At 58.0% G+C, this 23,764-nt stretch carries 24 protein-coding genes and 1 pseudogene; 3 read left to right on the top strand and 22 right to left on the bottom strand.

Features of this window, described 5'->3' with window-relative positions; translation table 11 throughout:
• Window positions 1-65: 65 nt before the first annotated feature.
• The 18 genes from G9X64_RS12595 to G9X64_RS12510 all read right to left on the bottom strand — a co-directional run bounded on the left by G9X64_RS12595 (window position 66) and on the right by G9X64_RS12510 (window position 17,733).
• The gene (locus G9X64_RS12595) at window positions 66-1,232 is read right to left on the bottom strand and encodes an ABC transporter substrate-binding protein (RefSeq protein WP_064843736.1); all 1,167 of its coding nucleotides are present in this window, start codon (window positions 1,230-1,232) and stop codon (window positions 66-68) included.
• A 25-nt stretch (window positions 1,233-1,257) separates the two neighbouring features.
• Window positions 1,258-2,154, bottom strand: a complete 897-nt coding sequence (locus tag G9X64_RS12590; protein ID WP_064843734.1) for an alpha/beta fold hydrolase — start codon at window positions 2,152-2,154, stop codon at window positions 1,258-1,260.
• Entirely contained in the window at window positions 2,151-2,534 is a 384-nt protein-coding gene (locus tag G9X64_RS12585) for a hypothetical protein (protein WP_064843732.1), read from the bottom strand. Before G9X64_RS12585 ends, G9X64_RS12590 begins: the two co-directional genes overlap by 4 nt.
• Window positions 2,535-2,613: 79 nt before the next feature.
• Window positions 2,614-3,042, bottom strand: a complete 429-nt coding sequence (locus G9X64_RS12580; RefSeq protein WP_170961475.1) for a carboxymuconolactone decarboxylase family protein — start codon at window positions 3,040-3,042, stop codon at window positions 2,614-2,616.
• 91 nt (window positions 3,043-3,133) lie between these two features.
• Entirely contained in the window at window positions 3,134-4,021 is an 888-nt protein-coding gene (locus G9X64_RS12575; RefSeq protein WP_064843728.1) for an NAD(P)-dependent oxidoreductase, read from the bottom strand.
• A gap of 88 nt (window positions 4,022-4,109) precedes the next feature.
• On the bottom strand, window positions 4,110-4,793 hold the full coding sequence (locus G9X64_RS12570; protein ID WP_040140051.1) for a GntR family transcriptional regulator: 684 nt from the start codon (window positions 4,791-4,793) through the stop codon (window positions 4,110-4,112).
• Window positions 4,794-5,216: 423 nt separating this feature from the next.
• Window positions 5,217-6,134 (bottom strand): LysR substrate-binding domain-containing protein, encoded by a 918-nt coding sequence (locus tag G9X64_RS12565; RefSeq protein ID WP_040140048.1) that lies wholly within the window; start codon window positions 6,132-6,134, stop codon window positions 5,217-5,219.
• Between the two features lie 43 nt (window positions 6,135-6,177).
• A complete protein-coding gene (locus tag G9X64_RS12560) occupies window positions 6,178-7,794 on the bottom strand; it encodes a ribulokinase (RefSeq protein WP_064843727.1) in 1,617 nt (538 codons plus the stop codon).
• Window positions 7,795-7,801: 7 nt separating this feature from the next.
• Entirely contained in the window at window positions 7,802-8,509 is a 708-nt protein-coding gene (gene araD, locus G9X64_RS12555; RefSeq protein WP_064843725.1) for an L-ribulose-5-phosphate 4-epimerase AraD, read from the bottom strand.
• 7 nt (window positions 8,510-8,516) lie between these two features.
• Complete coding sequence (locus tag G9X64_RS12550; RefSeq protein WP_081284272.1) at window positions 8,517-9,491, bottom strand: ABC transporter permease; 975 nt, start codon at window positions 9,489-9,491, stop codon at window positions 8,517-8,519.
• A complete protein-coding gene (locus tag G9X64_RS12545) occupies window positions 9,484-10,995 on the bottom strand; it encodes a sugar ABC transporter ATP-binding protein (RefSeq protein ID WP_246270947.1) in 1,512 nt (503 codons plus the stop codon). Before G9X64_RS12545 ends, G9X64_RS12550 begins: the two co-directional genes overlap by 8 nt.
• A gap of 83 nt (window positions 10,996-11,078) precedes the next feature.
• Window positions 11,079-12,149, bottom strand: coding sequence for a sugar ABC transporter substrate-binding protein (locus G9X64_RS12540; RefSeq protein ID WP_004129729.1), 1,071 nt, complete (start codon window positions 12,147-12,149; stop codon window positions 11,079-11,081).
• Between the two features lie 92 nt (window positions 12,150-12,241).
• The gene (locus G9X64_RS12535) at window positions 12,242-12,646 is read right to left on the bottom strand and encodes a cupin domain-containing protein (protein ID WP_064843721.1); all 405 of its coding nucleotides are present in this window, start codon (window positions 12,644-12,646) and stop codon (window positions 12,242-12,244) included.
• On the bottom strand, window positions 12,646-13,113 hold the full coding sequence (locus G9X64_RS12530) for a cupin domain-containing protein (RefSeq protein ID WP_004129736.1): 468 nt from the start codon (window positions 13,111-13,113) through the stop codon (window positions 12,646-12,648). The genes G9X64_RS12535 and G9X64_RS12530 overlap by 1 nt, the downstream gene beginning before the upstream one ends.
• 9 nt (window positions 13,114-13,122) lie before the next feature.
• Complete coding sequence (locus G9X64_RS12525) at window positions 13,123-14,625, bottom strand: aminoacyl-histidine dipeptidase (RefSeq protein ID WP_064843719.1); 1,503 nt, start codon at window positions 14,623-14,625, stop codon at window positions 13,123-13,125.
• Window positions 14,626-14,940: 315 nt separating this feature from the next.
• Window positions 14,941-15,846, bottom strand: a complete 906-nt coding sequence (locus G9X64_RS12520; protein WP_004129742.1) for a LysR family transcriptional regulator — start codon at window positions 15,844-15,846, stop codon at window positions 14,941-14,943.
• 349 nt (window positions 15,847-16,195) lie between these two features.
• A complete protein-coding gene (locus G9X64_RS12515; protein ID WP_245303124.1) occupies window positions 16,196-16,954 on the bottom strand; it encodes an SDR family oxidoreductase in 759 nt (252 codons plus the stop codon).
• Window positions 16,951-17,733: an SDR family NAD(P)-dependent oxidoreductase gene (locus G9X64_RS12510; RefSeq protein ID WP_028753504.1), complete on the bottom strand. Its 783-nt coding sequence runs from the start codon at window positions 17,731-17,733 to the stop codon at window positions 16,951-16,953. The genes G9X64_RS12515 and G9X64_RS12510 overlap by 4 nt, the downstream gene beginning before the upstream one ends.
• 448 nt (window positions 17,734-18,181) lie before the next feature.
• On the opposite strand from G9X64_RS12510, the gene G9X64_RS12505 reads away from it, so the two are divergent.
• Window positions 18,182-19,033 (top strand): SDR family NAD(P)-dependent oxidoreductase, encoded by an 852-nt coding sequence (locus tag G9X64_RS12505; protein ID WP_040140034.1) that lies wholly within the window; start codon window positions 18,182-18,184, stop codon window positions 19,031-19,033.
• A 29-nt stretch (window positions 19,034-19,062) separates the two neighbouring features.
• Entirely contained in the window at window positions 19,063-19,764 is a 702-nt protein-coding gene (locus G9X64_RS12500; protein WP_064843716.1) for a RibD family protein, read from the top strand.
• A gap of 114 nt (window positions 19,765-19,878) precedes the next feature.
• Here G9X64_RS12500 and G9X64_RS12495 read toward each other — a convergent pair whose 3' ends face one another.
• Window positions 19,879-20,652 carry a DeoR/GlpR family DNA-binding transcription regulator gene (locus tag G9X64_RS12495; protein ID WP_040140030.1) on the bottom strand — a complete coding sequence of 258 codons (774 nt, stop codon included), beginning with the start codon at window positions 20,650-20,652 and terminating at the stop codon, window positions 19,879-19,881.
• Window positions 20,653-20,882: 230 nt separating this feature from the next.
• Between G9X64_RS12495 and G9X64_RS37280 the strand changes: the two are divergent.
• A pseudogene (locus tag G9X64_RS37280) lies at window positions 20,883-21,043 on the top strand (Re/Si-specific NAD(P)(+) transhydrogenase subunit alpha); the annotation flags it as partial.
• Window positions 21,044-21,155: 112 nt separating this feature from the next.
• On the opposite strand, the gene G9X64_RS12490 reads toward G9X64_RS37280, so the two are convergent.
• From G9X64_RS12490 to G9X64_RS12480, 3 genes are read right to left on the bottom strand one after another with little or no spacing between them, the layout of a single operon-like run.
• Window positions 21,156-22,022 carry an N-acyl homoserine lactonase family protein gene (locus tag G9X64_RS12490; RefSeq protein ID WP_040140026.1) on the bottom strand — a complete coding sequence of 289 codons (867 nt, stop codon included), beginning with the start codon at window positions 22,020-22,022 and terminating at the stop codon, window positions 21,156-21,158.
• On the bottom strand, window positions 21,994-22,497 hold the full coding sequence (locus G9X64_RS12485; RefSeq protein ID WP_237359381.1) for a hypothetical protein: 504 nt from the start codon (window positions 22,495-22,497) through the stop codon (window positions 21,994-21,996). Before G9X64_RS12485 ends, G9X64_RS12490 begins: the two co-directional genes overlap by 29 nt.
• Window positions 22,494-23,537, bottom strand: a complete 1,044-nt coding sequence (locus G9X64_RS12480; protein WP_096771277.1) for an aldo/keto reductase — start codon at window positions 23,535-23,537, stop codon at window positions 22,494-22,496. Before G9X64_RS12480 ends, G9X64_RS12485 begins: the two co-directional genes overlap by 4 nt.
• Window positions 23,538-23,764 lie beyond the last annotated feature (227 nt).

Below are 23,764 nucleotides of genomic sequence, written 5' to 3'. Positions count from 1 at the left end.
CGCCAAGGCGGCTTTTACGATCTTCCAACGGTCGCCCGGCAGTTAAGCCACCGGGCGGATCCGGCTTACTTGGCTACCGGCTTCCAGGGATCGGCAGGACGCTCGAAGTACTGGTCGGCAATCGCACTTGGGAACCATCCGTCCGCCTTCGGTTCGACGAAATCCGTCGAGTTCACATCGCAATCCTCGGGGATCGAAGCGCGAACGTCATCGATGGTGAACGGCAGGACAGGGCGCAGGAAGGACTGTACCTTCGGCCCCTGCCCTTCGAGCGTGCGAAGCATGATCTCCCACATCTGCTGCATCTCGCGGCGCGGCGGCCAGATATGGAAGCCAGCATCGACCCATTCTGGATTCTGGCGCCAGTAACATGCCGCCGAAGCCTCGCCGCCCAGCGTAATGGGCACCATGTCACGACCCGACTGGAGCATGGCATTCAACACGCCGTTCTCCTGCGCGCCCTGTGTCAGAATACCGTCAATCTGAATGGGGTTCGTCGCCAGAAATTTCTGCACCTCGACCTGTGCTACCTGGTCGGTCCACTTGCCAGCCACTTCGCCGACAATCTTGATGTCGGGATACTTTGCCAGCGCTTCTTTGGCGGCCTTGTCGAAGCTGTCGGATGAGGCGAAGCCAGGGATGCCCGACACGAGAAGCACGTTGCCTTTCTTGCCGATCTTGTCTGCGAGCCAGGTCGCCATCTCGCCGCCGCCCTGCGCGTGATTGGCAGCGCCGTTGATCGCGTAAGGCGACGTCACGTATCCCGAAAACGAGAAAACAGGAACGCCTGCCTTATAGGCGTACTCGATCGTCTGGTTGAGGGCGGTGACGTTCGAGCAGCAGATGATGATGGCATCGACCCCATCATCAACCATCTGGCGCATCTGCTGAATCTGGACGGCGTCCTTGAGGTCGGACTGAGTGACCACGACTTCAGATACAAGCCCCGCTTCCTTGGAGCGCGGCAAGAGGTCATTCATGACGGCATCGAGGGCGGCTGCGCGCCACGTGTTGCCGGCATAGCTACTGGCGTAGCCGATCTTCCACGGCGGTCCTTTCTTTGGCTTGAAGTCCTTATAGGCGCTCGCTCCGAGCGGAACCTGCGGGTCGACGACCTCGTAGATTTTCTTCTCGTTGGGGGGGAGCTGGTCGACGCCGTCAGCCCAAGCAGTGGTCGTCAGGGCGCTGACCGCGATCAGCGCCCCCATGGTTCCGGTTAAACTCCGTCTCATTGGATGCTCCTCCCAAGAGATTGTTTCAGGCGACCTTCGCCCTGGTTGCGGATGCCTGCTGGATTTCCTCGAGGATCGGCAGCAGGTATTTTCTGAACTCGGTGTAGTCTTCAGTGACCGGGAAATGTCCGAGCTTCTCCATCGTCCAGAACTTGCTGCCCTTGACGAGATCGGCGGCGATCTTGGTGTCGGCCGGGGAGGTATTCGGATCGTATTCGCCCGTCAGGAAGTACAGCATGCACTTCGACGTATCGATCTTGCTCGCCTCTTCGGGCGAGACATTGTGGTCATAGTAGTAATAATAGAGGTCACCTGCGAAGACGCCCGGACCGCCGCAGCTATATTCCCATTGGATTTCGCGGACATTGGCTTCTGGTGAGTAGGGCGAGATATTGAGCATCATGGCCGCGCCGATGGAGGTGCGGTTCACGTTTGGGTTGTCGAATTCTTTCCGAATGCCTGCCATGCCGACATCGACATATTCGGCAGCCGAGCGCAGTGCGCCTTCGACGGAGATAGTAGCGCGGAAGTTGTCGGGGTAATTCGATGCGAGATCGATAGCAAGATGTCCGCCCATCGAGCTACCCATATAAACGGGGCGGTCCAGACCAAGGGCCTTAGAGAGTTCCAGTTGGAAATCCATCATGAACTTCTTGGTCATGTTGTACTCTTTCTCCCACCAGCGAACGCCGTGGGGAGGAAGAGACTTCCCGTGATAGGGCAAGTCGAACGCGATGACGCGGAAGTTCTTGGTCACGTCTTCGTCGCAGAGCGTGTGCCGGTACTGGCGGCCGTCGGAGCCCGCCGTGTGACCGACAAGCAAGGGAATGCCCTCTCCGGCTTCCTCGTAATAGACGCGATATTCGATGCCTTCGATCGTCAGGTAGACGTAACGGCCCGTGATTGGATCATGCCTAGTCATGCTGCTACTCCTTCCGGGCGGGCTTCGCGCATCAGGTTCGTCATGCGATTGAGCGCAGGGAGATACGCGAAGGTTTCGTTATTGTTGCTAAGGTACAGACCGTGTTTGATGTTTGACGACTGCAGGCACTGATAAAACGGCCGCGGCTTCTTCTGGAGAAGCGCATCCCACTGTTCACCCGTGCCCCGGATGACGATCTTGCACGTCTCGTCGTCGTAGGCGGCTTCTTCGACCTTCACCATCTTGCCGTCTTCGAAGTGGAGTGCGACGCTGCGGGTCGGAAAATCGCATTTGATAATGCCGTTGAGATAACGGGTTTCGCGCTTGAACTCGAAGTCCTCCAGCGCCAGTTTTTTGAACTTCTCGAGATCGATGGCCAAGTTCGGCTCCTCCCTAGTTAAAACGGCGCGGCCGATCCACGCCCTTCAAAATTTTCCGCCACGCCTAGCGGCGGCGGCTTCAGATGCCCATTTCGTTGAAGACCTCCTGGGCGTTTCGGAAGCTGTCGATGCCCGCCGGTACGCCGGCGTAGATCGCGACCTGCAGGAAAATCTCCTGGATTTCCTCCTTGCTAAGGCCGTTGTTGATCGCGCCGCGCACGTGGCCCTTGAGCTCATGCGGACGATTGAGAACAGAGATCATGCCAAGGTTCAGAATGGACCGCGCGCGCCTGTCGAGGCCTGGTCGATTCCAGATCTCGTTCCAGCAATACTCAGTGACGAGCTGCTGCATAGGCCAGGTGAAGTCGGTCGCCTTACCGAGTGCTGCGTCGACATAGGCATCGCCCATGACTTCACGACGCGTCGCCAGCCCTCGAGCGAACTGTTCCGAAGGGACAGGCCGCTCCTTGCCGTGTGTTTTCACTTTCGTTTCTTTCGTGGCGGTCATTCGACAACGCTCCTAGCTCTACTGTCTACGACAAGATAAACTGATTATCAGACAATCTGTCTGTTTCGCCCGAATTCGCGAGTTTCCGAGGCTAATTGTGATCTTCGACGTATCGGATGATGCGGGTGTGGTCCTCGGATGGGCCTAGCGCCTTCTGTGCAGCATCCCAGGCGTCTGCCGTGCTGGCGAGAGCATCGAGGCGAAGACCAAGCGTCTTGGCGAGATCGGCGGCGATGCGGATATCCTTGGCCATCAGGCCAATGGCAAATCCCGACCCGAACGTCTCAGAGAGGATGAACTGCTTCATCTTCACTTCGGTGGCGTTGTTCTTTCCAGACGACGAGTTGAGAATATCGACGATCGTCGCCGGCTCCAGGCCGAAGGCACGTCCAAGAAGGACACCCTCGATCGCCGCCAGCACACCTGCACCGGATACGAAGTTGTTAATCGCTTTCATCGCGTGACCCGAGCCAACTGGCCCCGTCCGGAACACCTGTTGTCCCACTGCCTTCAGCAGCGGCTCGGCCTCCTCGATATCAGCATCCTCCCCACCGGCCATGATTGTCAAGGTGCCAGAAACGGCGCGCTTGACGCCTCCGGAGACCGGGGCGTCAACCAGCCGAAGGCCACGAGAAGCAAGTTCGAGACCGAGCTCCCTTGTGTCGTTTGGAGCAGACGAACTCATGTCTATGACGACGGCATTCTGCTTCAGGCCGCCACAGGCGTTTTCGCCCAGCAGCGCCTCGCGCACGATCTTGCCGTTCGGAAGCATGGTGATCACGAAACTGGCCCCGACCATGGCGTCAGAAATCGTTTCGGCGGCTCGCCCGCCCGCATCAGCGAGCTTTGTCTTGGCGTCTTTCGAGAGGTCGAAACCGACGACATCGAAGCCCGCCGAAATGAGATGTTGAGCCATAGGTTGGCCCATCGCGCCCAGCCCTATAAAGGCCACGCGCGTTGCGTTGAGTGTCGATGACATTTTTTCCTCCGGACGCGTGCGAGCAATGAAACCCGCCTTCCTTCAGAGAGGATTAAAAAGATTATCAGACAATCTGTCAATCGAAATTTTAAGTTTCTAGCGCTGCGTTCTTCCGGAGGTATTCAAGTGCGACCTTGGCAGCCTGGTCGATATGGAATTTGCAGGCCGCCGCCGCCAACGGCCCGTTGCGATTCTGGATTGCGTTCGCAATATCCTTGATTTCGGCAATGCTGTGCGCAAGGCGTCCCGGTTGCGTCATGGTTGTCATTCGAAGGAGATTGATCCGATTGTGCAGAGCTGTCAGCATTTGCCTTACGAACACGTTTTTGCTGCCGTCCATCAAACAGTTGTAAAATGCGTTTTTCGCATCTATGAGGCGCGCACCGACGCCACTTTCGGCGGCGGCTTCGAATTCGACCACCGCGGCTAGAAGTGTCGCTATGTCGGCGGCAGTGCCATGCTCAGCGAACTGCTGGCCCGCGAATCCTTCAAGAAGAGCCCGAACGGTATAGAGTTGCTGCGCTTCCTCGTAGGTGATCGTACTGACGACCGGTCCCTTATGGGGATAGCTTGTGATAATGCCTTCAGCTTCGAGCTGTCGCATTGCCTCGCGAACCGAGGTCCTGCCGACGCCCAGCATTTCGCAAAGTTCTCGCTCTACCAGTCGCTGGCCGGGCTTAAATCGCCCACTGGCTATCGCCTGACGTAGAGTCTCCTCAACTTTTACGCGCAACGTCGCACTTTGTCTGGATATCTGTAGGTCTGTCTGCATCGCCCGCCAACACCTGTAATCGGCTCACGCCGCGCTAAATCATTCTCTACATATGGAGGCATTCGCTCTTAATATCAATCCAGATTGTCTGAGAGCTGCCAGTCTCAGTTGATCTCTTCGCGACAGCTTTGCCTGCTCGTCGTGTCTGACAGCCATAGACTTGCGGGCTCTTAAGTCGCGGATAGCGCCGCCCGGAGCGCGATCTGACACGGTCCTACAGCTATGGCCTTGAAGTTGTCAGCGCATAGACTGGTGAGAAGGACAGAAGACGGCGCATATCGCGCTCGGTGGCCGCTCCCCTCGCAATCGCAAAAACTTCAAAAAATCTCGAGGCATGGCTAAGAGAAGGTTGGGCATCACGCATATTGCTGTCTCAGCGTTTCAAAGAACGCCGGACGATCTTGCTGCCCGTCAGAGGTTCGATCAGCCTCGCGCCCGCATTTCAGCCGAGGCAGCGTCTTCAAGCCATACGTTTTCCAGCCATTGCTTGAACGCGTTGACCTTTTCTGATCTGAGCCGCGAGCGGACATATGTGAGCGTGTGGCAACGAAGGTTGGGGCCTGTCATCCCGAACGGAAGGACGAGGTTACCTCTTTCCACATCCCGTTCAAGAAGCCGGTAGCTCTCCAGGCACACGCCGCGTCCTTCGACAGCGGTCGCGATCGCCATAAACGCATCGCGAAATCGAGCGCCGCGATTGACGTCAATCGCCAAGCCGTGGTCCTTCGCCCATTGTTGCCAGCTGTAAAGCGTCTGCTCCGACTTGATTAAGGTGTGGCCCACCAGATCCGATGGCTTGCGTATGGGCCGCTCGCCATTCGCCACCTCGGGAGAGCAGGCTACGACGATTGTCTCAAGGGGGAACTCCTCCGCCGCGATAGAGCCCAGTCGAGGAGCGCTGCCGTAGCAGATATCGACATCGACCGAGCCATCGGACAATTTTGCAGGATCCGATGTCGACAGAAGCCTGATTTCGATCGAGGGATACAATTCTTCGAACCGAGGCAATCTTGGCATAAGCCATAGCGAAGCCAGACTTGAAGCACAGCCGACGCTCAGGACGTCGACGCTGTTGCGCCGGCACACCTCATCGGTCGCCTGCTCAATCATCGAAAGCGCTTCTGAAAGATCACGGTGGTATCGCTCGCCAATCTCGGTGAGCGACACGTTCCTTCCAATGCGGTGAAAGAGTTTTTCCCCAAGGTCGTCTTCCATCAGCCTGATTTGGTGGCTGATCGCCGACGGAGTAAGCTGCAGCTGGGCAGCAGCCTCGAGAAATGAACCCTTTCTGCCGGCTGCGACGAACGACTGTATTGCACGAATGGATGGAAGTGACGTCATCACGTTCTCGATCCATAGACATCTGATCTAAGAGCACAGCGGGTCATAGCAATGCTACCTTGCGCGCGGCACGGTGGCCAAACTCGGACCGAATACTCTCACCTGCAGCAATCCGCTTGATGTCTCCGAGAACTTGCGAGAAGTCTGCGAGGCTCGAGGTGCCAAAGCCCATATAGACCTGCTTGAACAGCTGATAGAGGGTCTCATAACGTCCGCGCGTGCTCGGATCAGGCTCAAACTTTCTGTAGCCCACGCACATGGCTGCCTGAGCGCTCTCGATTGATCCATGATCTTTGGCTGCAAGAGCGGCGAATATTCCCGAACCGAGACCGGTCGGAATACCGTCGGGGACCAATATCGGCTTGCCTATAACATTGGCGTAGATCTGGTTGAGGATGTCGTTCCTTTGCGGGATACCTCCCCCATTAATGACGCGGTTCACTGGAACGCCGTGCTGCTCCATCCGCTCCAGGACAACCCGTGTGTGGAAAGCCGTACCTTCAATCGCGGCATACAGTTCGTCCTGCGCTGTATGGCCGAGATGCCAGCCAAGCGTCATTCCACCAAGGTCGGAGCGGACGAGAACCGTCCGGTCCCCGTTGTCCCAGGGGAGACGCATCAGACCGGTCTTTCCGCCTTCGATGCTTTCCAGGCCTTCAGCGAGCCTGGACACCGTCGTGCCGGCACGTCGTGCTATTGCATCGAACAGGTCGCCTGTCGCAGACAGGCCTGCCTCAACTCCCACAAGGTCTGGATGTGCACTCCCTGGGACGACGCCGCAAACACCGGGGATTAGCTTCACACGTTCACTAACGGCAATGATACAGGTCGACGTACCGATCACATTGACGACGTCCCCCAGACGGCAGCCAGCGCCAATTGCATCCCAATGGGCATCAAACGCACCCGTGGGAACTGGTATCCCGGAGGTCAGGCCGAGTCGTTCGCCCCAGTATGTGCTGAGCCCACCTGCGATCGAAGCAGAGGTCTGATATGTTCCGCCAATCTTCTCGCGCACGCCGTCGAAAAGCGGATCGACGCGGGACAAGAAAGCCTGCGAGGGCAAGCCACCCCATTTCGGGTTCCACATCCACTTGTGTCCCATGGCGCAGACGCTGCGCACCATGCGAGCCGTGTCGGTCACTCCGGTGAGGACCGCGGCCGCCATGTCGCAATGTTCCACGGCGGTCCCAAAGCGCTCGCGCTGGTCGGGATTGTGGCGCATCCAGTGGAGAAGCTTGGCAAAGCCCCACTCGTGGGAATAGGTTCCGCCGCACCATTCAATTGCTTCAATGTGCATGTCGTGCGCCATCGCCGTTATCTCTTCGGCTTCCGCTTTGGCGCGGTGATCACACCAGAGGTAGTAGTCCCCCAAAGGCTGCATATTTTTGTCGACAGGCAACACCGAGGACCCCGTCGTGTCGACCGCAATCGCACGGATCTCCTTGGAATCTACGCCGCATTCGTCGATCACTCGATGCATCGCCAGCACAAGCGCTTCCATATGATCTACGTGGGACTGCGTTGCCAGGTCGGGATCGGAACGACGCCGCTCGAGAGGATATTCCGCGACGCAGGTTCCAAGGGAACCCTTCTTGGAATCAGCCAGCGTTACCCGCACGCTCAAAGTTCCGAAATCAACTCCTGCTACAATCGACATGATAATCCTACTTGGAACTGTCTGGCTGGCCGTAGGTCGCCGACTGGCCGTGCTTGCGTTGATAGTGGAGGTCCAGCAAAGCGTCGGAAATTTCTGGATCGTCCTGGTTCAGTTGCCGGGCGTGGAAGGCAATCTTGGCGACAGCCTCGAGCATCTCCGCGTTATGAACGGCGTCGGCTGCGTCCTTGCCCCAGCAGAAGGGACCGTGATCGTTAACCAGGGCTGCGGGGACGGAGAGCGGCGCATTATTTCCGAGTGCCTCGACGATGACCTTGCCCGTGTTGCGGACGTAACCGTCTATGATTTCGTCGTCGCGCAGCTTGCGAGTAACGGGGATCGTTCCGTTGAAATAGTCGGCATGGGTCGTTCCCATGGCAGGGATACCCCGGCCGGATTGGGCCCACACCGTCGCGAAGAACGAGTGCGTGTGGACCACGGCACCGATAGACTTGAAGCTTTTGTAGAGTTCCAGGTGCGTATCGAGATCAGACGATGGTCGCAGCGTGCCCTCTAGGATATTGCCATCGAGGTCGGTTACAACGATATCTGCGACCTGCATTGCCTTATAGGAAACGCCACTCGGTTTGATGGCGACAACACGCTTCTCGCGGTCGATAGCGCTGACGTTACCGAACGTCGAGATGACAAGGCCGCTATCGTAGAGCGCGGCATTTGCATCAAGAACGGACTTGCGGAGCTCGGAATATTTAATCATCGTCTCCTCAGGCCTTTTGGCGGCGACTGAAACGATCGGCTGCCACGGCGATCAGGATGATCGTGCCGATGACGACCTGGTGCCAGAAGGTGTTCACGTTGAGCAGGTTGAGCGCGTTGCGGACGACCGCCATCAAAACGGCACCTACGGCGGTTCCAAAAAGAGTGGCGCGCCCGCCGGACAAACCCGTTCCGCCGATAACCACGGCAGCTATGACATCCAGCTCGTACCCCTGGCCGGCTTCAGGCATGGCGGCTTCAAGGCGCGAGGTGAGCAGAACGCCCGCGAAGGCCGACAGGACCCCGACCAGCACGTAAACGGCGATCTTGACCTTGTCCGTGGGGATGCCGACCAGCCGGGCAGCGTCCGGATTGCTGCCGATCGAGAGAACGAAACGGCCGAAACGCGTGTAATAGAGAAGGTAGAAGGCGATCGCGAAGACGATGGCGGTCAGAATGACCGGAACAGGAACACCGCCGGCATAGCTCTGGCCGATCATTCGGAAGGCGGGGTCGGAGGCTCCGACGATCGGAATACCCTGAGTGTAGACCATCACGATACCGCGGCTGATGACCATGATGGCCATTGTGGCGATAAAGTCCGTGATCCCGACCTTGGTGATCAGGATGCCGTTCACCAGTCCGATCACCGCACCGACCGCAATCCCCCCTGCGCATGCCAGAGGAACGGGATAGCCAAGCACAATCAGGTTTGCGGTCACAAGACCGCTCAGCGCAAGTGTCGAACCGACGGAGAGGTCGATGCCCCGCATCCCGATCACAAAGGTCGCTCCAAACGCGGTCACGGCAATGGGGACCGCCTGACGAAGAACGTCAGTCAAGTTGCCGAAGGTGAAAAACCGCGGAGCGGCAAAGCCGAGCGCCACCAGAAGAACGACGAAGGCCAGATAAACGCCGGCATTGCCGCCGCTGCGTGCGAGCGTAAGGGGCGAGCGCGGGCGTGTAGCTGCAATATCAGCCATGGATACCTCCCTGAAGATGATGGCCTTGCGGCGGCCTCACCGAATGAAGAGCGAGTGTTTCTTCCTTGGAGGTCGCCGCATCGACGACCGCCGAGATCCGTCCTTCGAACATGACCGCGACCCGGTGACACAGTCCAAGAAGTTCCGCGTTGTCGGCGGACACCACGATGACAGCACAGCCGTCCTTCGCAGCAGCCTGGATGAGGGTGTAGACCTCGGCCTTGGCACGCACGTCGACGCCACGCGTTGGCTCCTCAAGCATGAGCACCTTTGGCTGGGTGAGCAGCCAGCGAGCAAGCATGACTTTTTGCTGGTTACCGCCGCTCAGCGATGTGATGTCGGCACCGGGGCCGTCGCATTTCACGCCGAGCTTGGCGATGTAGCCGGAGGCAATCTCGCGCTCCTTTTTCGGCATCAACGTGATTTTGCCGAGCGTTCGAAGGTTGGCGATAGAGAGGTTCCAGGCGACATTGTGTTGTGGAAAAATCCCCTCGGTTTTACGTTCGGCGGGCAAGAAGGCGACGTGTTGACGAATAGCGTCCGTCGGGTCCGAAATCGCCGCTTGCTTTCCGTCGATCAGAATCGAGCCGGTCTCATGCGGGATCTGCCCGAAGATCGCCCGCAGGAGCGCGCTCTTGCCTGATCCTTCGAGACCCGTGACGCCGAGGATTTCACCCTGGGCTACCGAGAAGGTGATGTCTTCGAAGACACCCCTTTTCGTCAAACCGCGAACGTCCAACGAGGGTTCGGACCTTGCCGGGACGCGGGGAGGAAACTGTTTTGCGAGAGAGCCGCCGATCATCGCACTGACGACCTTGTCTACGTCGAGCTCCGATACGGGCAGGTCTGCGACCGCGCTGCCATCGCGCAAGACCATCACGCGGCTGACGATGCCGAGGAGTTCCTGGATCCGGTGAGACACATATATGAGAGCTTTACCGGCCTGCTGAAGCTTCTTGATGATGGCGAACAGCTGTTTGCGTTCGACCTCCTCGAGCGCTTCGGTCGGCTCGTCCATGATGATGATGTCGGCGTTGCTGCTAATGGCTTTGGCGATCTCGATCATCTGCCGATGCGAGAGGCTAAGCTCTCGAACTGGCCTGTCGAGAGGTACGTCGACGCCTAACTCGCCCTTCAGGATACGCGAGGCGGCTGCCCGCATGGCCGAATGGTCAAGCGGTGATGCACTTGCACGCCCGTGCCGCAGCTCCCTGCCCGCGAATATATTTTCGGCGGCGTCAAAGTCCGGAAACAGGCTCAGCTCCTGGTAGATGATCGCGATGCCGGCCCTGGACCCGTCTTTGGGATTGTTCAGATCGACCCCCTTACCTCTGACAGCAATGGTGCCTTCGTCGCGTGCATATGCACCAGAGAGGATTTTCATGAGCGTCGACTTGCCTGCGCCGTTCTCACCGACCAGGCCGAGAACCTCGCCGGGATTGAGTACGAGCTCGATGCCATCAAGCGCCTTCGTGTTGCCGAAGCGTTTGGCAATGCCTTTCATCTCGAGCAGCGGAGCGTTTGTCATTCAGGTCGCCCTTTTTGAGTGGGCGGCCCCGCGCGAGGCGGGGCCGCGTACTGTCACATCTACTTCTGCTGGACGTAGACGTAGTCGTTCTGATCGAAGGTCTTGATGTTCTTCGCATCGTAGGTTTTGGGCGCCACGAAGATCTTCTTCGGCAGGGCGGTGCCCTTCATCACGAACTCATCCACCGCTCGAATGATGTTGCGACCTTCTTCCTTGGCCCCGGTGTCGACCGTTGCTGCAAAGTCGCCGGTGAGGATCGCGTCGTTGGCTTCCTTCATATTTTCGTAGCCGACGATTGCCACCTTGCCGTTCAGCCCCTTAGCCTTGAGGGCCTGCAGACCGCCAAGGGCCATCTCGTCGTAGAGCGCGACGAGGACTTCGATATCGGGGTTGGCGGTGAACATGTTTTCAGTCACCGACAGGCCTTGGGCACGCACCCAGCCAGCCGGCTGCTGAGCGACGATTTTGAAGTTGGGGTGCTTCGAGATGACCTCATTGAAACCCTTCATGCGCTGGCTCGTATGCGGACCGGGCAGGCCCTCCAGGATCCCGAGCTTGACTTCCTTGTCGCCATAGGTGTCAACCAGCCATTGCGCCTGCGCACGACCACCGTCACTCTGGTCGTAGCCGATATCGCTGACATAATATGGGTTGTCGGCGACGGGTGAATTGAAGAGGAAGATCGGAATGCCCGCCTCGGTGGCGCGCCGGATGGAGGGCAGCAACGCGCCTTCGTTGTATAAGGCAACCGCGATCGCATCCACACCGTCGTTGATCCAGGCTTCCATGGTCCTGATCTGGTCGTCCGTGGCAGACTGGCTGCTCGGAGCTTGCACGAGAAGCTGGATAGTGCCGTCGCCACCGCGCTTATCGATTTCTTCTTTCACGCCAGCCAGAACACGCTGATAGTAGGTGTCCATCGCCGTCGGCAGGAAGCCGACCTTGAGCGGGCGGTTATCCTTCTTAGCGGGTTTGACTTCCTGGCCTGTGGGCTTGATGTCCTTGTCCATCAAGATGCCAGGAAACACCTTCGAATAATCCAACTGCTGTGCAAGCGCTGGGCTGAAGGAAAGCGAAGCGGTGAGCCCGAGAGCAGCACCGAAGATTAACGTCCGTCTGAAAATTGTCACATGATCCTCCCTGGTGGTGACAAGACAAAGTTTTCCCAACCGCGGAACGGGTCCGCGGCGAAGCTTGGCAATCTGAGATTCAAATCTTCGGCTTACAGTCCCGGTGCGATCGTGAAGACCATCCGGATCGGGTTGGAGCCGTAGTTTAGGCACTGGTAGCTGATGCCGCCGGGCAGGAAGAAAGACTCGCCGTCACGGATGTGAAAGGTTTCGTCGGTATCCGCCAAATAGAAGGTTGCGGGGCCTTGCAGAACGTAGAAGACTGCGTCCCCTCCATGGCTGTCGGGTTCGCTCGCGCGCGGTCCAACGCCACCCACAGGGATAGTCAGCTCTCCGACGTGCATGTAATCGTTGCTGACGCAGAACTGGACGAGAACGGGATGATCGCGGCCGGAGACGATGTTCAGACGATCGCTTTTTGCGACCTTCACCAGGTCGCCCCTCTTGCGCGCCTGAGCGCCGTCTACTGGATAGGCTCCGAGTTTCTCAAGGCTCATCACGCTCTCCCTTCGTGCTTATAGAGGCGCGTCGGCCCGTCATAGCCGGTCGGAGGGCCATTCTCGTCCCAGATACGCGGTGCGATGCAAAACAGGATAACTGCAGCCTTGTCGCTGAAGTTATAGCCGCGATGCGGAGCGCCCTTGGGGATAAGCACCGCGTCACCGGGTCCGAGTTCCTCTGTCTGCCCGGTTTCGGGGTTTAGGAGATGCACAACACCTTCGAGGACATAGTACACCTCGTCACCCGCGTGAATGTCGGCCGGGTCGAAGTTGCTTCCCGGCGCGAGCTGATAGATGCCAGTGGTCTGCTGGTCCGTGCTGGCGAGCAGGTAGTTGAGGTCGCTCGAGTACGGCTTCGTCCCCGTATAGATGAACATCTTGTAGCTATCGCGCGTCAGATGGACCGGCTTCTTTTCGCTGGGCGGATGTGGGAAATTGCCGAAGTAGCTTGGCAGTTTTGGCATTTTAGTACCTTAGGTCCGGAGTTCGCGGAGCAGCGACTTGAGAAGCCGCCAGGTCGGATCGACTGTCGTGTGGTTGAGGCGCTCGCGCGTGGTGTGGACGTCGAACGCTTCCGGTCCGATCGACAGCATGTCAATGTCAGGAACCTTCTTTCGAAAAAGGCCGAGCTCGAGACTGGAGTGAGAGACTTCCACATGTGGCTGCTCGCCGAACTCGCGCTCGTAAGCGGCTTTGGCGGCGTTGAGCATTCGCGAATGAGGATTGTATGGCCATTCCGGGCAATCCGCGAATGTCTCCACGCTCGCGCCGTTGCCGATGAGTTCTGACAGCTGCCGGATTTTGTCGACGATGTTGTAGCGACGGGAGCTGACGGCGCTTGGGACCGTATTGACGATTTCGATGGCCTCTTTATCGCTTGAAAGCAACGCCACGGTGTTGGAGCTCTCGACGAGGCCCTCGACTTGAAGGCTCTTGCTCTGGACGCCGTTGGGAAGCAGGTTCAGGGCATCGACCAGCGCCCGGGCGGACTGAGCCGAGAAGACTTCAGTAATCTGCCTCCCTGACTCGCTGACTGTGACCTTGAGGTTGGGATCGCTTGCTTTGTACTCAAGCGCAATCGAAGCCGCTTCCGCTTCAATTCTCTGTCTGAGATCGACAATCCGCGAGGCATCGATCGAAATGATCGCCTCCGCCTCACCCGGGATAACGTAACGGTTCACGCCACCCTTGACTTCGGCTACGCTGGCCCCAGCATCCCGGATGGCAATCCGGAGCAGCCGTCCGAGCTGGACGATCGCGTTAGCGCGTTCAAGATGGATGTCGAATTCGGAATGACCGCTGCTCAGGCCGGAGATCCGCAGCGAAAGGGCGGCCTGCCCCGAAACGCGCGGTTCCCACTGAACCGGAATCTTGAAGCGCACTGAAATATCGCCAGCGCAGCCTGCGAAAAGCGACTTGGGATCGTGCCAGTTCATGTCGAGAAGGCGCTTACCGCTAAGCTTTGTGCCGTCGAAGTGTTGTGCGCCGCCCTTGCCGACTTCTTCTTGAACCGTCAGGATGACTTCAAGCGGCGGATGCGAGATATCGTCGGATGCCAGCAACGACATTGCGAAAGCCACACCAACGGTGTTGTCCGCCCCAAGGGTTGTCCCCGTCCCATGGATGAAATCGCCGATAACCTGAAGTTTGATGCCTTCGTTCTCAAAGTCGTGGTCAACACCCTCGTCGCTCTCGCAGACGATGTCGGTATGCCCATGAAGAATGACGGTCGGCGAGTTTTCGTAGCCGGGTGTGCCCGGCTTCTTGATGAGGAGATTGTAGATCTCGTCCTGGTAAACCTCGAAGCCGCGTGCCCGGGCAAAATCGGCGATGTGATCGCTGACCTGCTTTTCGTTGTAAGAACCGCGCGGGATCGCACTCAGCTCTTCGAAAAAGCCAAAGAAGATCGCCGGTTCGAGACCAGCAAGAATAGAATTGTCGCGTTTATCTACAGTTTTTCCAGCGGGGAAACTCATTCGGCCCTCCTCCTAATACGGCATCTGCGCAATACTTCTTCCCTCGCCGAACATAGTCCGGCGACCTCGTAAACCGTATTGCATCTCATCTTACGCGCTAAGGCGATCCAGGTTCAGATGCCCTCCACGCATCGAACCATCTCTGCTTTCAGCTCCTATTTCAAACGCAATATTTCATAAAATAGATGAGCTTTTTTCATCTGAATTCGTTATAGTATAAGCTAACGCATCCATTGAAGCGCAGGCCGAAACCTCTACGAGTTTCGGATACCATGTAGGCATCTGCGTAATTTGGAGCTGGCTCGCGAGGTCGCTTCAATCGTCCGGAAGCGGCGCCTTAAGGTGGTCGAGAAACGTCCGGAGCGCGGACGGCACCTGTCGGTGCGAAACGTAGTATGCATGAAAACCCGGCCCAGTAGACGACCAGTCCGGCAGCACCACTTCGAGCAGACCAGCCGCCAGTTTGTCCTCGACGCGTGCGCGCAGGCAGTAAAAGAGACCGCCCCCCTCCTGCGCCATGCGGATGGACAGTTCTGAATCCCCGAGCGTGAGCAGTCCAGGGACGTCTAGGGTAACCATGCGGTCTCCGTCGCCAAGTTCCCATTTGCAGACGTGGTCTGTACCGGTTCGGATCCGGATGCACTCGTGCGTCAAGAGATCTTCCGGCCGCTCCGGCCGCCCTCGTTCGTTGAGATAGGTTGGAGAGCCGACGACGATCCATTCAAGTTCGGCAGTCAGACGCGACGCGATCATCCCCTCGGGAACTGTTCCTCCATAGCGGATGCCCGCGTCGAAACCCTCGGCGACCATATCGATAAAGCGATCCTCGACGCTGACTTCGATCTCGACATCTGGGTAGTTGCTGCGAAAACTGTGCAGTCGAGGAGCGATCAACAGCTCGGCGGCGTCACGCAGCGTGGTCACTCTCACCCTGCCCGTAGGACCGCTCCTGAAACTGTCCAGGAGATCCATCGCAGCCTGGATGCCGAGGAAACGGGGCTCTAGTTCGGCAAGCAGTACTTCGCCGGCGGCGGTGAGACTGATGCTCCTGCTTGTCCGATGAAACAGACGGACGCCGAGACGGGCCTCCAAACCCCTGATCGAGTGGCTGAGAGCGGAGCCGGAAACGCCGCGAAGCGCGGCCGCCTTTCGGAACCCCCCCGCCCTCGCGATCGCGACGAAAGTTTCAAGGTCGGCCAGATCGGCCCGCGTGGATACCATGAGTTATGGATACTCCCACTTCGACTGAATAAGATCGCCCTGGCCGACGCCGACCTTGCTTCAGACGGCTGGTATCTTCAATCCTTATTCATCTAACCTGGCTTTGGTATGTGATGACCACGGAAGCAGTCAAAAATTTGACATTAGTTGATCCATGTCGGATCCGGGGAGCTACGACGGGAGATGGGCCGGGTCGCTGAATAATAGCACCTCCGGGATTAATCGTCATGCAATGAAGATCATCTTGTCCACAGCCACGAGAGACGGCACCGGTTGGAACGGATACCACCTCCGCGCGGGCGGCCTGACGGTCCCGGAGGTTCAAGTTCTGAGCTTTCGAAAACGCCGGCTACCAGTCCTGCCGGGTTGGATGGACGACAATGTCGTTGATCGTGATCTCCGGGGGCTGATCTAGGGCATAGACCACGGCTTCAGCCACCGACGACGGCGGAATACCTTGCTTGTTGAGCTCTCCGGCGATCTTTCTGCCCGTCTCGTCATGAACCTTGTCGGCCCAGCCGGTATCGATCACGCCAGGGCTGATCATAGACACCTGGATCCCACTTCCCACGCCCACCTCCTTTCTGAGGCTTTCGGTGATACCGCGTATAAAGAACTTCGTGGCTCCATAAACGCCTGCCGCCTCGCCGACATGAACGCCGGCGATAGAGCTCATATTCAGGATGCGGCCGGACCGGCGCTCCAACATCGACGGCAGCACGGCGGCAATCGCATGTAGATAGCCACGCAGGTTGGTATCGATCATCTTGTTCCAATCGCCGACCGCGGCATCCTTCCAATAGGAAAAGAGCATGAGGCCCGCATTGTTGACCAATATATCGACCGGGCCGTACGTCGTCGTGGCGAACGGGACGAGGGCCTTGGTACTCTCAAAATCCGTGGCATCGGCAACCTTGTAGCTGGCAATACCTCCGGAACCGGCGATGTCTTCGACAATCTGACTGAGGCGTTCCTCATTGCGGCCGGCAAGGACGACGCGCGCACCTTTTTCCGCCAATCCTTTGGCGGTCGCTGCTCCAATGCCCGAGGAAGCTCCCGTGACGATTGCGACCTTGTCTTTCAGATGTGCCATGATGTGCTCCTTCACTGCGGTTGGGTCAGTTCGGCTTGCCGGGCGGCTTTAACAGGCTCCGGGGTCGTCCGGTTTTCCAACACCTGCCGCTTGGTTTTCTGGTCTCCGCCGACGACATGGTCGATGTCGTTCATGAGGGCCTCGAAGCCCTGCTTGGCGACGAGCGTCTTGTCGTTTTTCTGCTGGCCACCGAGCTTAGTATCGCCCATCCCAGCGTTCGCGTGGAAGTCGCTGTTGGTGGCGCCCGGAAGGAGTGCCGTCACCGTGACCCCGGTCGAGCGCAACTCCTCGCGCAGAGATTCCGCGAACATGTAACCGAATGCCTTCGACGGGCCGTAGACGGTTTCGTATGGCGTGGGCAGGGTCGCCGAAACCGAGGAGGTGATGAGGATCCTGCCGCGGCCGTTCTTGACCATATGTTGGACGACGCGTTTGGCCATATGGACGGTCCCAGTGACATTGATTGCAAGCAGGCGAAACTCATCCTCGAGATCGTTATCGACGAAGGCGCCGCCGATACCGATACCCACGTTCAGAGCCGCGGCTTCCAGTGGGCGCCCCAGCCCCTGCGTGAAGGTCCAGAACCCCTCAACGCCATCGTATGTCGAGGCATCCGCTTTGAACGGATACGCTTCGGCGTCAAGGCTTCGTAGCGCATCGGCGGCCTCGTTTACCTTGTCGCTTGAGCCTGAAATAGCGACGTCAAATCCATTCTTGGCGAATTGTTTGGCAAGCTCGAAGCCTATTCCAGATGAGCCGCCCGTGACCATTGCGAGTGGTTTATTACCAGTCATGATTTCACTCCTTTGGTTTTATCAGCACCTCGATCGCCTCGAGGCGCTGGTGACCTAATGCCCGTGGAGCCGGTTGGTTACATGAGCAAAATCGATCGGGGCGGTGAGCAAAAATCAACCACCGATCTGGCAGACACCAGAAGTGAGGGACCTTTTGGTCGCGTCCGCAGCCAAATTGACGAGGCATTCCCGACGTCACGAAGGCACCCAAGAGTGAACACGGCTCATCGGTGCGTGCGATCCAGCTCACTTCAAGTGGTCGGCGGAGTGCCCTATGTTGTTAGGGAGGTTGAGCTGTCGTTCGCAGCCAGCAGATATGGTCCGAGCACACAAGCGCCCGCGTAGCGCTGACGCACTTCTTGCGATGGTGCCGTCGGCCGAGAAAATCCACGCGACGGCGTGTCCGGCCCACCTTCCAGCGGTGACGGCCAATGACGGGAAGACAATGATGAGCGAGAGAATGAACAGCATCGTTGCTCCTGGCCGCGTTGCGGTCATCACGGGAGCTGCGAAGGGCATCGGCTTGGCGATCGCGAGGGCTCTCGCGGCCCGCGGCATGAAGCTCGCATTGCTGGATCTCGACGCCGACGCACTTGAGGATGTTGCCTCGGCACTCGATACGGACATCCTGATCGTGAGCGGCGACGTATCAGATCTGTCGGCACTAACTAGGTTGCGGGACAAAACGATTTCGCGGTTTGCTGACGTCGCCGTCCTTGTCAACAACGCGGGCATTACGCAAGGAGCCGGCCCCTGGGATGATCCTGCAAAGTGGCGACGCCAAATCGATGTAAACTTCGGAGGTGTTTTAGCCGCACAACACGTCTTCGTGCCCCACATGATCAAGGCAGCCCGACCATCGGCGGTCGTCAACCTCGGCTCCAAGGAAGGAATTACAACTCCTCCGGGCAATGCCGCCTATTCGGTGGCAAAGGCAGCTGTCAAGGTCCTGACCGAACAGCTGTCGCACGCGCTTTTGAAGGAGACGGGAGGTCGTGTATCGGCTCATCTCCTCGTCCCTGGCTACACGTGGACGCCCATGAACATCGCACTCAAGCCGCATGGCGCTGCCAAGCCCGATGAGGCATGGACCGCTGAGCAGTTGGTGGAATACTTCCTGGCCCGTCTGCTCGAGGAGGACTTTTACATCATTTGTCCCGATAATGCGGTTACGTCGGAGATAGATGCCAGACGGATCCGCTGGGCGGCCGACGACATGATCCTGAACCGGCCGGCGCTTTCACGTTGGCACCCCGACTGGATGGATAAATTCGCAGCCTGGTTGAAGGCAGACCACTGACGGTGGAATGTTTGTAGAGGAGTAATCCAATGCCCAGACCCCATGTAATCTGTCACATGATGTCGCCACTGGACGGTCGATTGATCGTCAATGATTGGGCTGAGGCGACCGGCCATTCGGTGGAGGAACTCGTGAAGGTCTATGACGACCTGCATGAGAAGATTGGTGCCGACGCCTGGCTTTCGGGAAGAGCGACAGGCGAGGAATTCGCAGACGCCGTCGACCGTCCCTATGAAACAACCGGCACAGTACCGCGGCCGATCCATAACGCCAACCCGGATGCCAACGAGTTCGCTGTTATCGTTGATAAGGACGGTCGGCTACGCTGGGACAAGAACGACATTGAGGGTGCTCAACTTATCGTCCTGACAGGATCTGACGTGGATGATGCTTACCTGGCGGGCCTCACCCAGGCTGGCGTTTCCTATATCGTATCCGAGAAAGATGGCGTCGATCTGAAAAACGCGCTCGATGTTCTCGGCACCGAATTCGGTGTGAAGCGCTTGATGCTGGAAGGCGGGGCGCAAACCAATGGCCATTTCTTGAATGAGGGTCTTGTTGACGAGGTCAGCCTAGTCATCTTCCCTGCGATCGGAGGCAAGTCGGATACACCGGCCATATTTGAGGGCGGCGAGGATGGGCTTGCCGGCGGGGCGAGGCTCACGTTTATGAGCGCCGAAGCCGCTGGCCTCGGCTCCGTCCATCTGAGATATCGCGTTGAACGTCCATAGGAGAAGCCCACAGGAGAAGATTGTGGAAGGGCTCCCCCCATCAAGGGCCGAACTTGAGATTCGGGGACGGGTGCCGCCTTGCGCGGCATCTACCCGAAGGATCGTTGGCCATATTCACTTCCTCTCCTGCGATGCCACTCTAAGCTGCACATTGGATCCTTCCAAAGCCGCGCGGACGTCGATTGTCGGTTCCTGGTCGGTGATGATAACTTCGAACTCGTCAATGGTGGCCAGGACATGAAGAGCAGTATGATTGAAGCGCTTATGGTTTAAGAGCAAGCAGCGACGCGCGGCGCTTGCAATCATCGCTCGCTTCGAGCGGACAACGTCATCATCCATATGGTAGACGCGCAATCCAGAAACTGCCGGCGTTGAGATAAAGGCGATGTCGGCGCTGAGACGCGACAATGCCTGTTCGGCGACGACGCCGAAAAAACCATTGAACTTCATCGAATAGCGTCCACCGACCGCAATCAGGTTGATCCCTGATTCCGTCTTGAGCCGATCGATGACCGCCGCATTGTTGGTGATCACCGTCAGCGGTCTCCTCTGTGGCAGCAATTCCCCGAGCACCGACGCCATAGATCCGTCGTTGACCATCACCGTCATGCCGGGCTCGACGAGTTCAAGGGCGGCCTCTGCCATCCGGCGCTTGGCCTCGCCCTCCTGCTGCTGGCGAAACCGGAAATCGCTTTCGAAATGGCCTCCTGCCTCGATCGTTGCCCCGCCGCGGACCTTGCGAAGCATCCCTGCCTGCTCAAGATCATCCAGATCCCGGTGGATGGTCATCTTGGATACAGCGAACCGATCGGATAGGTCGTCCAGATCCACTACCCTCTGCGCGACCAACAGGTCCATAATGGCCTGCCTCCGATCATCTCTCTTCATATTCTAGTCCTCCGGCGCACTAATCCGATCCTTTAACATCAAGATCCGACGCTACAAATCACATGCAAACATCATTTTTCGTTAGTTTGTGTTGCTCTATTCGACAACGCCCCTGACGCTGCTGGCATGATGGGACACGTGAAGACGCATGATGGTGCGATTGCACCACTCCATGCATGGCCGAAGGCGCTCATTTTCTAACGAAACAAGGATGGTTTGGAGGTTCAAGCGCAAATGTCGTCGCCATGGAGAATGGTCCCGCGCGTCAGCCGCGCACGGAAGATGGAGGCCTTGTCCTCCAGGGTGAACATCGCGGACTACCGGGCCGTCATCAAAGCGGGCGCGAATATAGGGCTTCTTCACCGGGCAGATCACCGTAGCGGGCAAGGTGTTTGGAAAAGGCCGGAGTCACTGTGAACTGACACCCGGCCTTTTCTCTGCTTATCGCCTTGGGAGGACGATTGTGAACGATGCAGCTTGGCGTTCGCGCTGCTTCAAATCGATCAAACTCTTGATACGTCTCCGTCGGCCACACAAATCTCGACGAGCATGAGCTGGCGAGCCGTCAGACGCGACGGATAGATTTTTGACAGCTGCTCCTCGTGCATGGGAACAATTCGTCGTTCGTCCATACCAACGATTTTGAGCATCTCCTCGGCGGACTCGATCAGACGTGTCTGGCTGCCATTGGCAAGGCCCGGCGGCACAAAGCAGGGATCGGTGGCGTCCTCACCCGTGAGGTTGCTGTAGGTGTAGATGACGTCGCCGGACAGGATAAACTTGCCGTCTCCACCGCCGGTCTCCACCACCACATATTGCGATCCTGCGGTATGGGTGTCGAATGCCGGATAGACGTGAACGCCTGGCACCAGGTTTTCCCGCTCTCCCTCCACCAGCTCCAGGCGGCCTTCGATATTTGCCTGGGTCAGATAGAGGATATCCGCCGGATTCAGTCCGGCCTGCAATGAACGGAAGCGCCGACCCTTTGCCAGAATCCACATCCAGGATTCCAATTCTTTCTTCTGAATGAAAATCTTAGCATTTGGGAAGAACTTTAGGCCGCCAATGTGATCGAAGTGCGCGTGCGTGAGGATGACATGCGTGACGTCCTGGGGCCTGATCCCGCATTCCCCGAGAACGATTTCCGGAGGCGTCCAACCGGTAACGCCAATCGAATTGGCGATCTGGCCTCCGAAATCGGCGGCGTCGTGACCGGCATCAACCAGAACGACTGCATCTCCTGTCTTGATGAGAATGTATGCGAACGGCAGGTTCATCGTGCCCTGATTATGGGCGCCGTAAAAAACCCCGCTGACCGGGTGCACCGGGCTTCGAGAGTATTCAAGCACCCAGATCGAATGCGTTCCCATGGTCTTCCTCCCCATGTCCAAGGGACCCTCCACAGCATGCTGTCGTGTCGAAGGTCGACGTGCCTAAGATGGCGGCCGATCGTTTCAGCTGGATCGCCGCATTTGAAAGCAGCCCCAGCAGGGATGCATCTGAAACCAGGACACCGCGCTGCAGGTGCTCCTCCGCCTCGACAAGCAGGCCATCTGCCCGTCCAAGATGGTAGACTGCGTGGCCCTGTCCTGCGAGAAAGCGCGAGCCCGCAAGCGAGGAACGGACGGATCGCTTTATCTCTGTGGCGCGATCGGCGAGTTCTCCAATCAAGAGGCGCATGCTCTTCTCCCTCAATGCCATATGCATGAAGGAGTAGATCGCGAGAAGCTCGCCATAAGTCCTGACGAGCGCCTCGAGGCATGCGCGCGCCTCCGGCGATGGAACCGAACCCACGAGCGCTTCGCAGCGGAAGCCGCCGAAAACGGTGCCTCCGCGGGCCATCATCGTACAGCCGTCGGCAGCGGAGCGTTTGACGGAAGAAGGCTCGCTTCAGTCAAAGCGTCCCAAAATGCAGGGGGTATTGTCTCGTTGATCGCCTTGACGTTCTGCTCGACTTCCAATGCGCTCTTTGCACCCATGACCAGCGTGGCCACTGCCGGATGCGCATAAACGAATTGCATCGCCGCTGCAGGCAAGCTCACCGCAAATCTCGAGCAAATGCTCTCGATGGCCTTGACCTTTTCGACGACGGCCGCAGGAACCTTGCCGTAATCGTAAGTGGCCGCGGGACCGCCGACGCCTGTCGCCAGAATTCCGGAATTGAAGATCCCGCCGGCGATCACGGAGACGTTCCGCTGGAGCAACTCGTCGAACGCGGCCTCAAGCGGGGCATGATTCAAAAGGGTGTAGCGGCCGGCGATCAACGAGCAGTCGATCGGAAATTCACGAGCGACACCGACCACGGAGTCGGTTTCGTTGACCCCCAAGCCGATGGCTGAGACGGCTCCGCTGGAGCGAAGCTCGTCCAGTGCCTTATAACCGGAGGCCCGCAGCTGATTCCAATAGAACTCGCTTTGGTCGCCGTGCCATGCCCGACCAACGTCATGCACGAGAAGAACGTCGATATAGTCCAATCCGAGGCGCTGCTGGCTGTCTTCGAATGCGCGCATCACGCCATCATAGGTGTAATCGTAGGTATCGAGAAACGGAAGCGGGTCGATCCACTCGATGCCGTAGACGGTTTCAAGCTTCTTTGTCCTGCTGGCGGGCTTCAATACACGACCAACCTTGGTGCTCACCACCACGTTTTCGCGCAGCTTGTTCGCCCTGAGGGCATGGCCAAGATAATGCTCCGATTTCCCAAAGCCATACATTGGCGCGCAATCGAAGTAGCGGATTCCGACCGCGTAGCCAGCGAGGATCGTCGCTTCGAATTCGCCGTAGGAGACATCGGCGTTGAAGCCAGAGAGCGGCACCGTGCCTAGCCCCAGCGAAGTTACCCGCACTTTGCTTTTTCCGAGCGGTCTAGTTTCAAGTTCGGTCATGTGATCATCCCTAGATGTCGGTAGGAGGCGTCGAAGCGATGTAGCTTCCGCCATGCCGTCATTGTTTGATTAAAGCCCGTGCCCCAATGCGTGCCAGGTCGCGCCGGCGTCTGCCGCCAACCTCACCAGAAGGACCTCCGTGGCCTGACTCCTCAATCAGCAAGGTGTAAGGTATAAGGTCATACCTATAGAGGCAAGCGTTTTTTGCATGCCGCCATCCGCATTTG

The sequence above is a fragment of the Rhizobium sophorae genome (genome assembly GCF_013087515.1).
GTDB classification, from domain to species: domain Bacteria; phylum Pseudomonadota; class Alphaproteobacteria; order Rhizobiales; family Rhizobiaceae; genus Rhizobium; species Rhizobium sophorae.
The sequence above is the reverse complement of the archived record's forward strand: the minus strand, read 5'-3'. Positions and strand labels throughout refer to the sequence as shown.

Coding starts and splice junctions, on each gene's coding strand:
- G9X64_RS12595 (WP_064843736.1), bottom strand. CDS start 1,232: ATGAGACGGAGTTTAACCGGAACCATGGGGGCGCTGATCGCGGTCAGC.
- G9X64_RS12590 (WP_064843734.1), bottom strand. CDS start 2,154: ATGACTAGGCATGATCCAATCACGGGCCGTTACGTCTACCTGACGATC.
- G9X64_RS12580 (WP_170961475.1), bottom strand. CDS start 3,042: ATGACCGCCACGAAAGAAACGAAAGTGAAAACACACGGCAAGGAGCGG.
- G9X64_RS12575 (WP_064843728.1), bottom strand. CDS start 4,021: ATGTCATCGACACTCAACGCAACGCGCGTGGCCTTTATAGGGCTGGGC.
- G9X64_RS12570 (WP_040140051.1), bottom strand. CDS start 4,793: ATGCAGACAGACCTACAGATATCCAGACAAAGTGCGACGTTGCGCGTA.
- G9X64_RS12565 (WP_040140048.1), bottom strand. CDS start 6,134: ATGACGTCACTTCCATCCATTCGTGCAATACAGTCGTTCGTCGCAGCC.
- G9X64_RS12560 (WP_064843727.1), bottom strand. CDS start 7,794: ATGTCGATTGTAGCAGGAGTTGATTTCGGAACTTTGAGCGTGCGGGTA.
- araD (WP_064843725.1), bottom strand. CDS start 8,509: ATGATTAAATATTCCGAGCTCCGCAAGTCCGTTCTTGATGCAAATGCC.
- G9X64_RS12550 (WP_081284272.1), bottom strand. CDS start 9,491: ATGGCTGATATTGCAGCTACACGCCCGCGCTCGCCCCTTACGCTCGCA.
- G9X64_RS12545 (WP_246270947.1), bottom strand. CDS start 10,995: ATGAAAGGCATTGCCAAACGCTTCGGCAACACGAAGGCGCTTGATGGC.
- G9X64_RS12535 (WP_064843721.1), bottom strand. CDS start 12,646: ATGAGCCTTGAGAAACTCGGAGCCTATCCAGTAGACGGCGCTCAGGCG.
- G9X64_RS12530 (WP_004129736.1), bottom strand. CDS start 13,113: ATGCCAAAACTGCCAAGCTACTTCGGCAATTTCCCACATCCGCCCAGC.
- G9X64_RS12525 (WP_064843719.1), bottom strand. CDS start 14,625: ATGAGTTTCCCCGCTGGAAAAACTGTAGATAAACGCGACAATTCTATT.
- G9X64_RS12520 (WP_004129742.1), bottom strand. CDS start 15,846: ATGGTATCCACGCGGGCCGATCTGGCCGACCTTGAAACTTTCGTCGCG.
- G9X64_RS12510 (WP_028753504.1), bottom strand. CDS start 17,733: ATGACTGGTAATAAACCACTCGCAATGGTCACGGGCGGCTCATCTGGA.
- G9X64_RS12505 (WP_040140034.1), top strand. CDS start 18,182: ATGAGCGAGAGAATGAACAGCATCGTTGCTCCTGGCCGCGTTGCGGTC.
- G9X64_RS12500 (WP_064843716.1), top strand. CDS start 19,063: ATGCCCAGACCCCATGTAATCTGTCACATGATGTCGCCACTGGACGGT.
- G9X64_RS12495 (WP_040140030.1), bottom strand. CDS start 20,652: ATGAAGAGAGATGATCGGAGGCAGGCCATTATGGACCTGTTGGTCGCG.
- G9X64_RS12490 (WP_040140026.1), bottom strand. CDS start 22,022: ATGGGAACGCATTCGATCTGGGTGCTTGAATACTCTCGAAGCCCGGTG.
- G9X64_RS12485 (WP_237359381.1), bottom strand. CDS start 22,497: ATGATGGCCCGCGGAGGCACCGTTTTCGGCGGCTTCCGCTGCGAAGCG.
- G9X64_RS12480 (WP_096771277.1), bottom strand. CDS start 23,537: ATGACCGAACTTGAAACTAGACCGCTCGGAAAAAGCAAAGTGCGGGTA.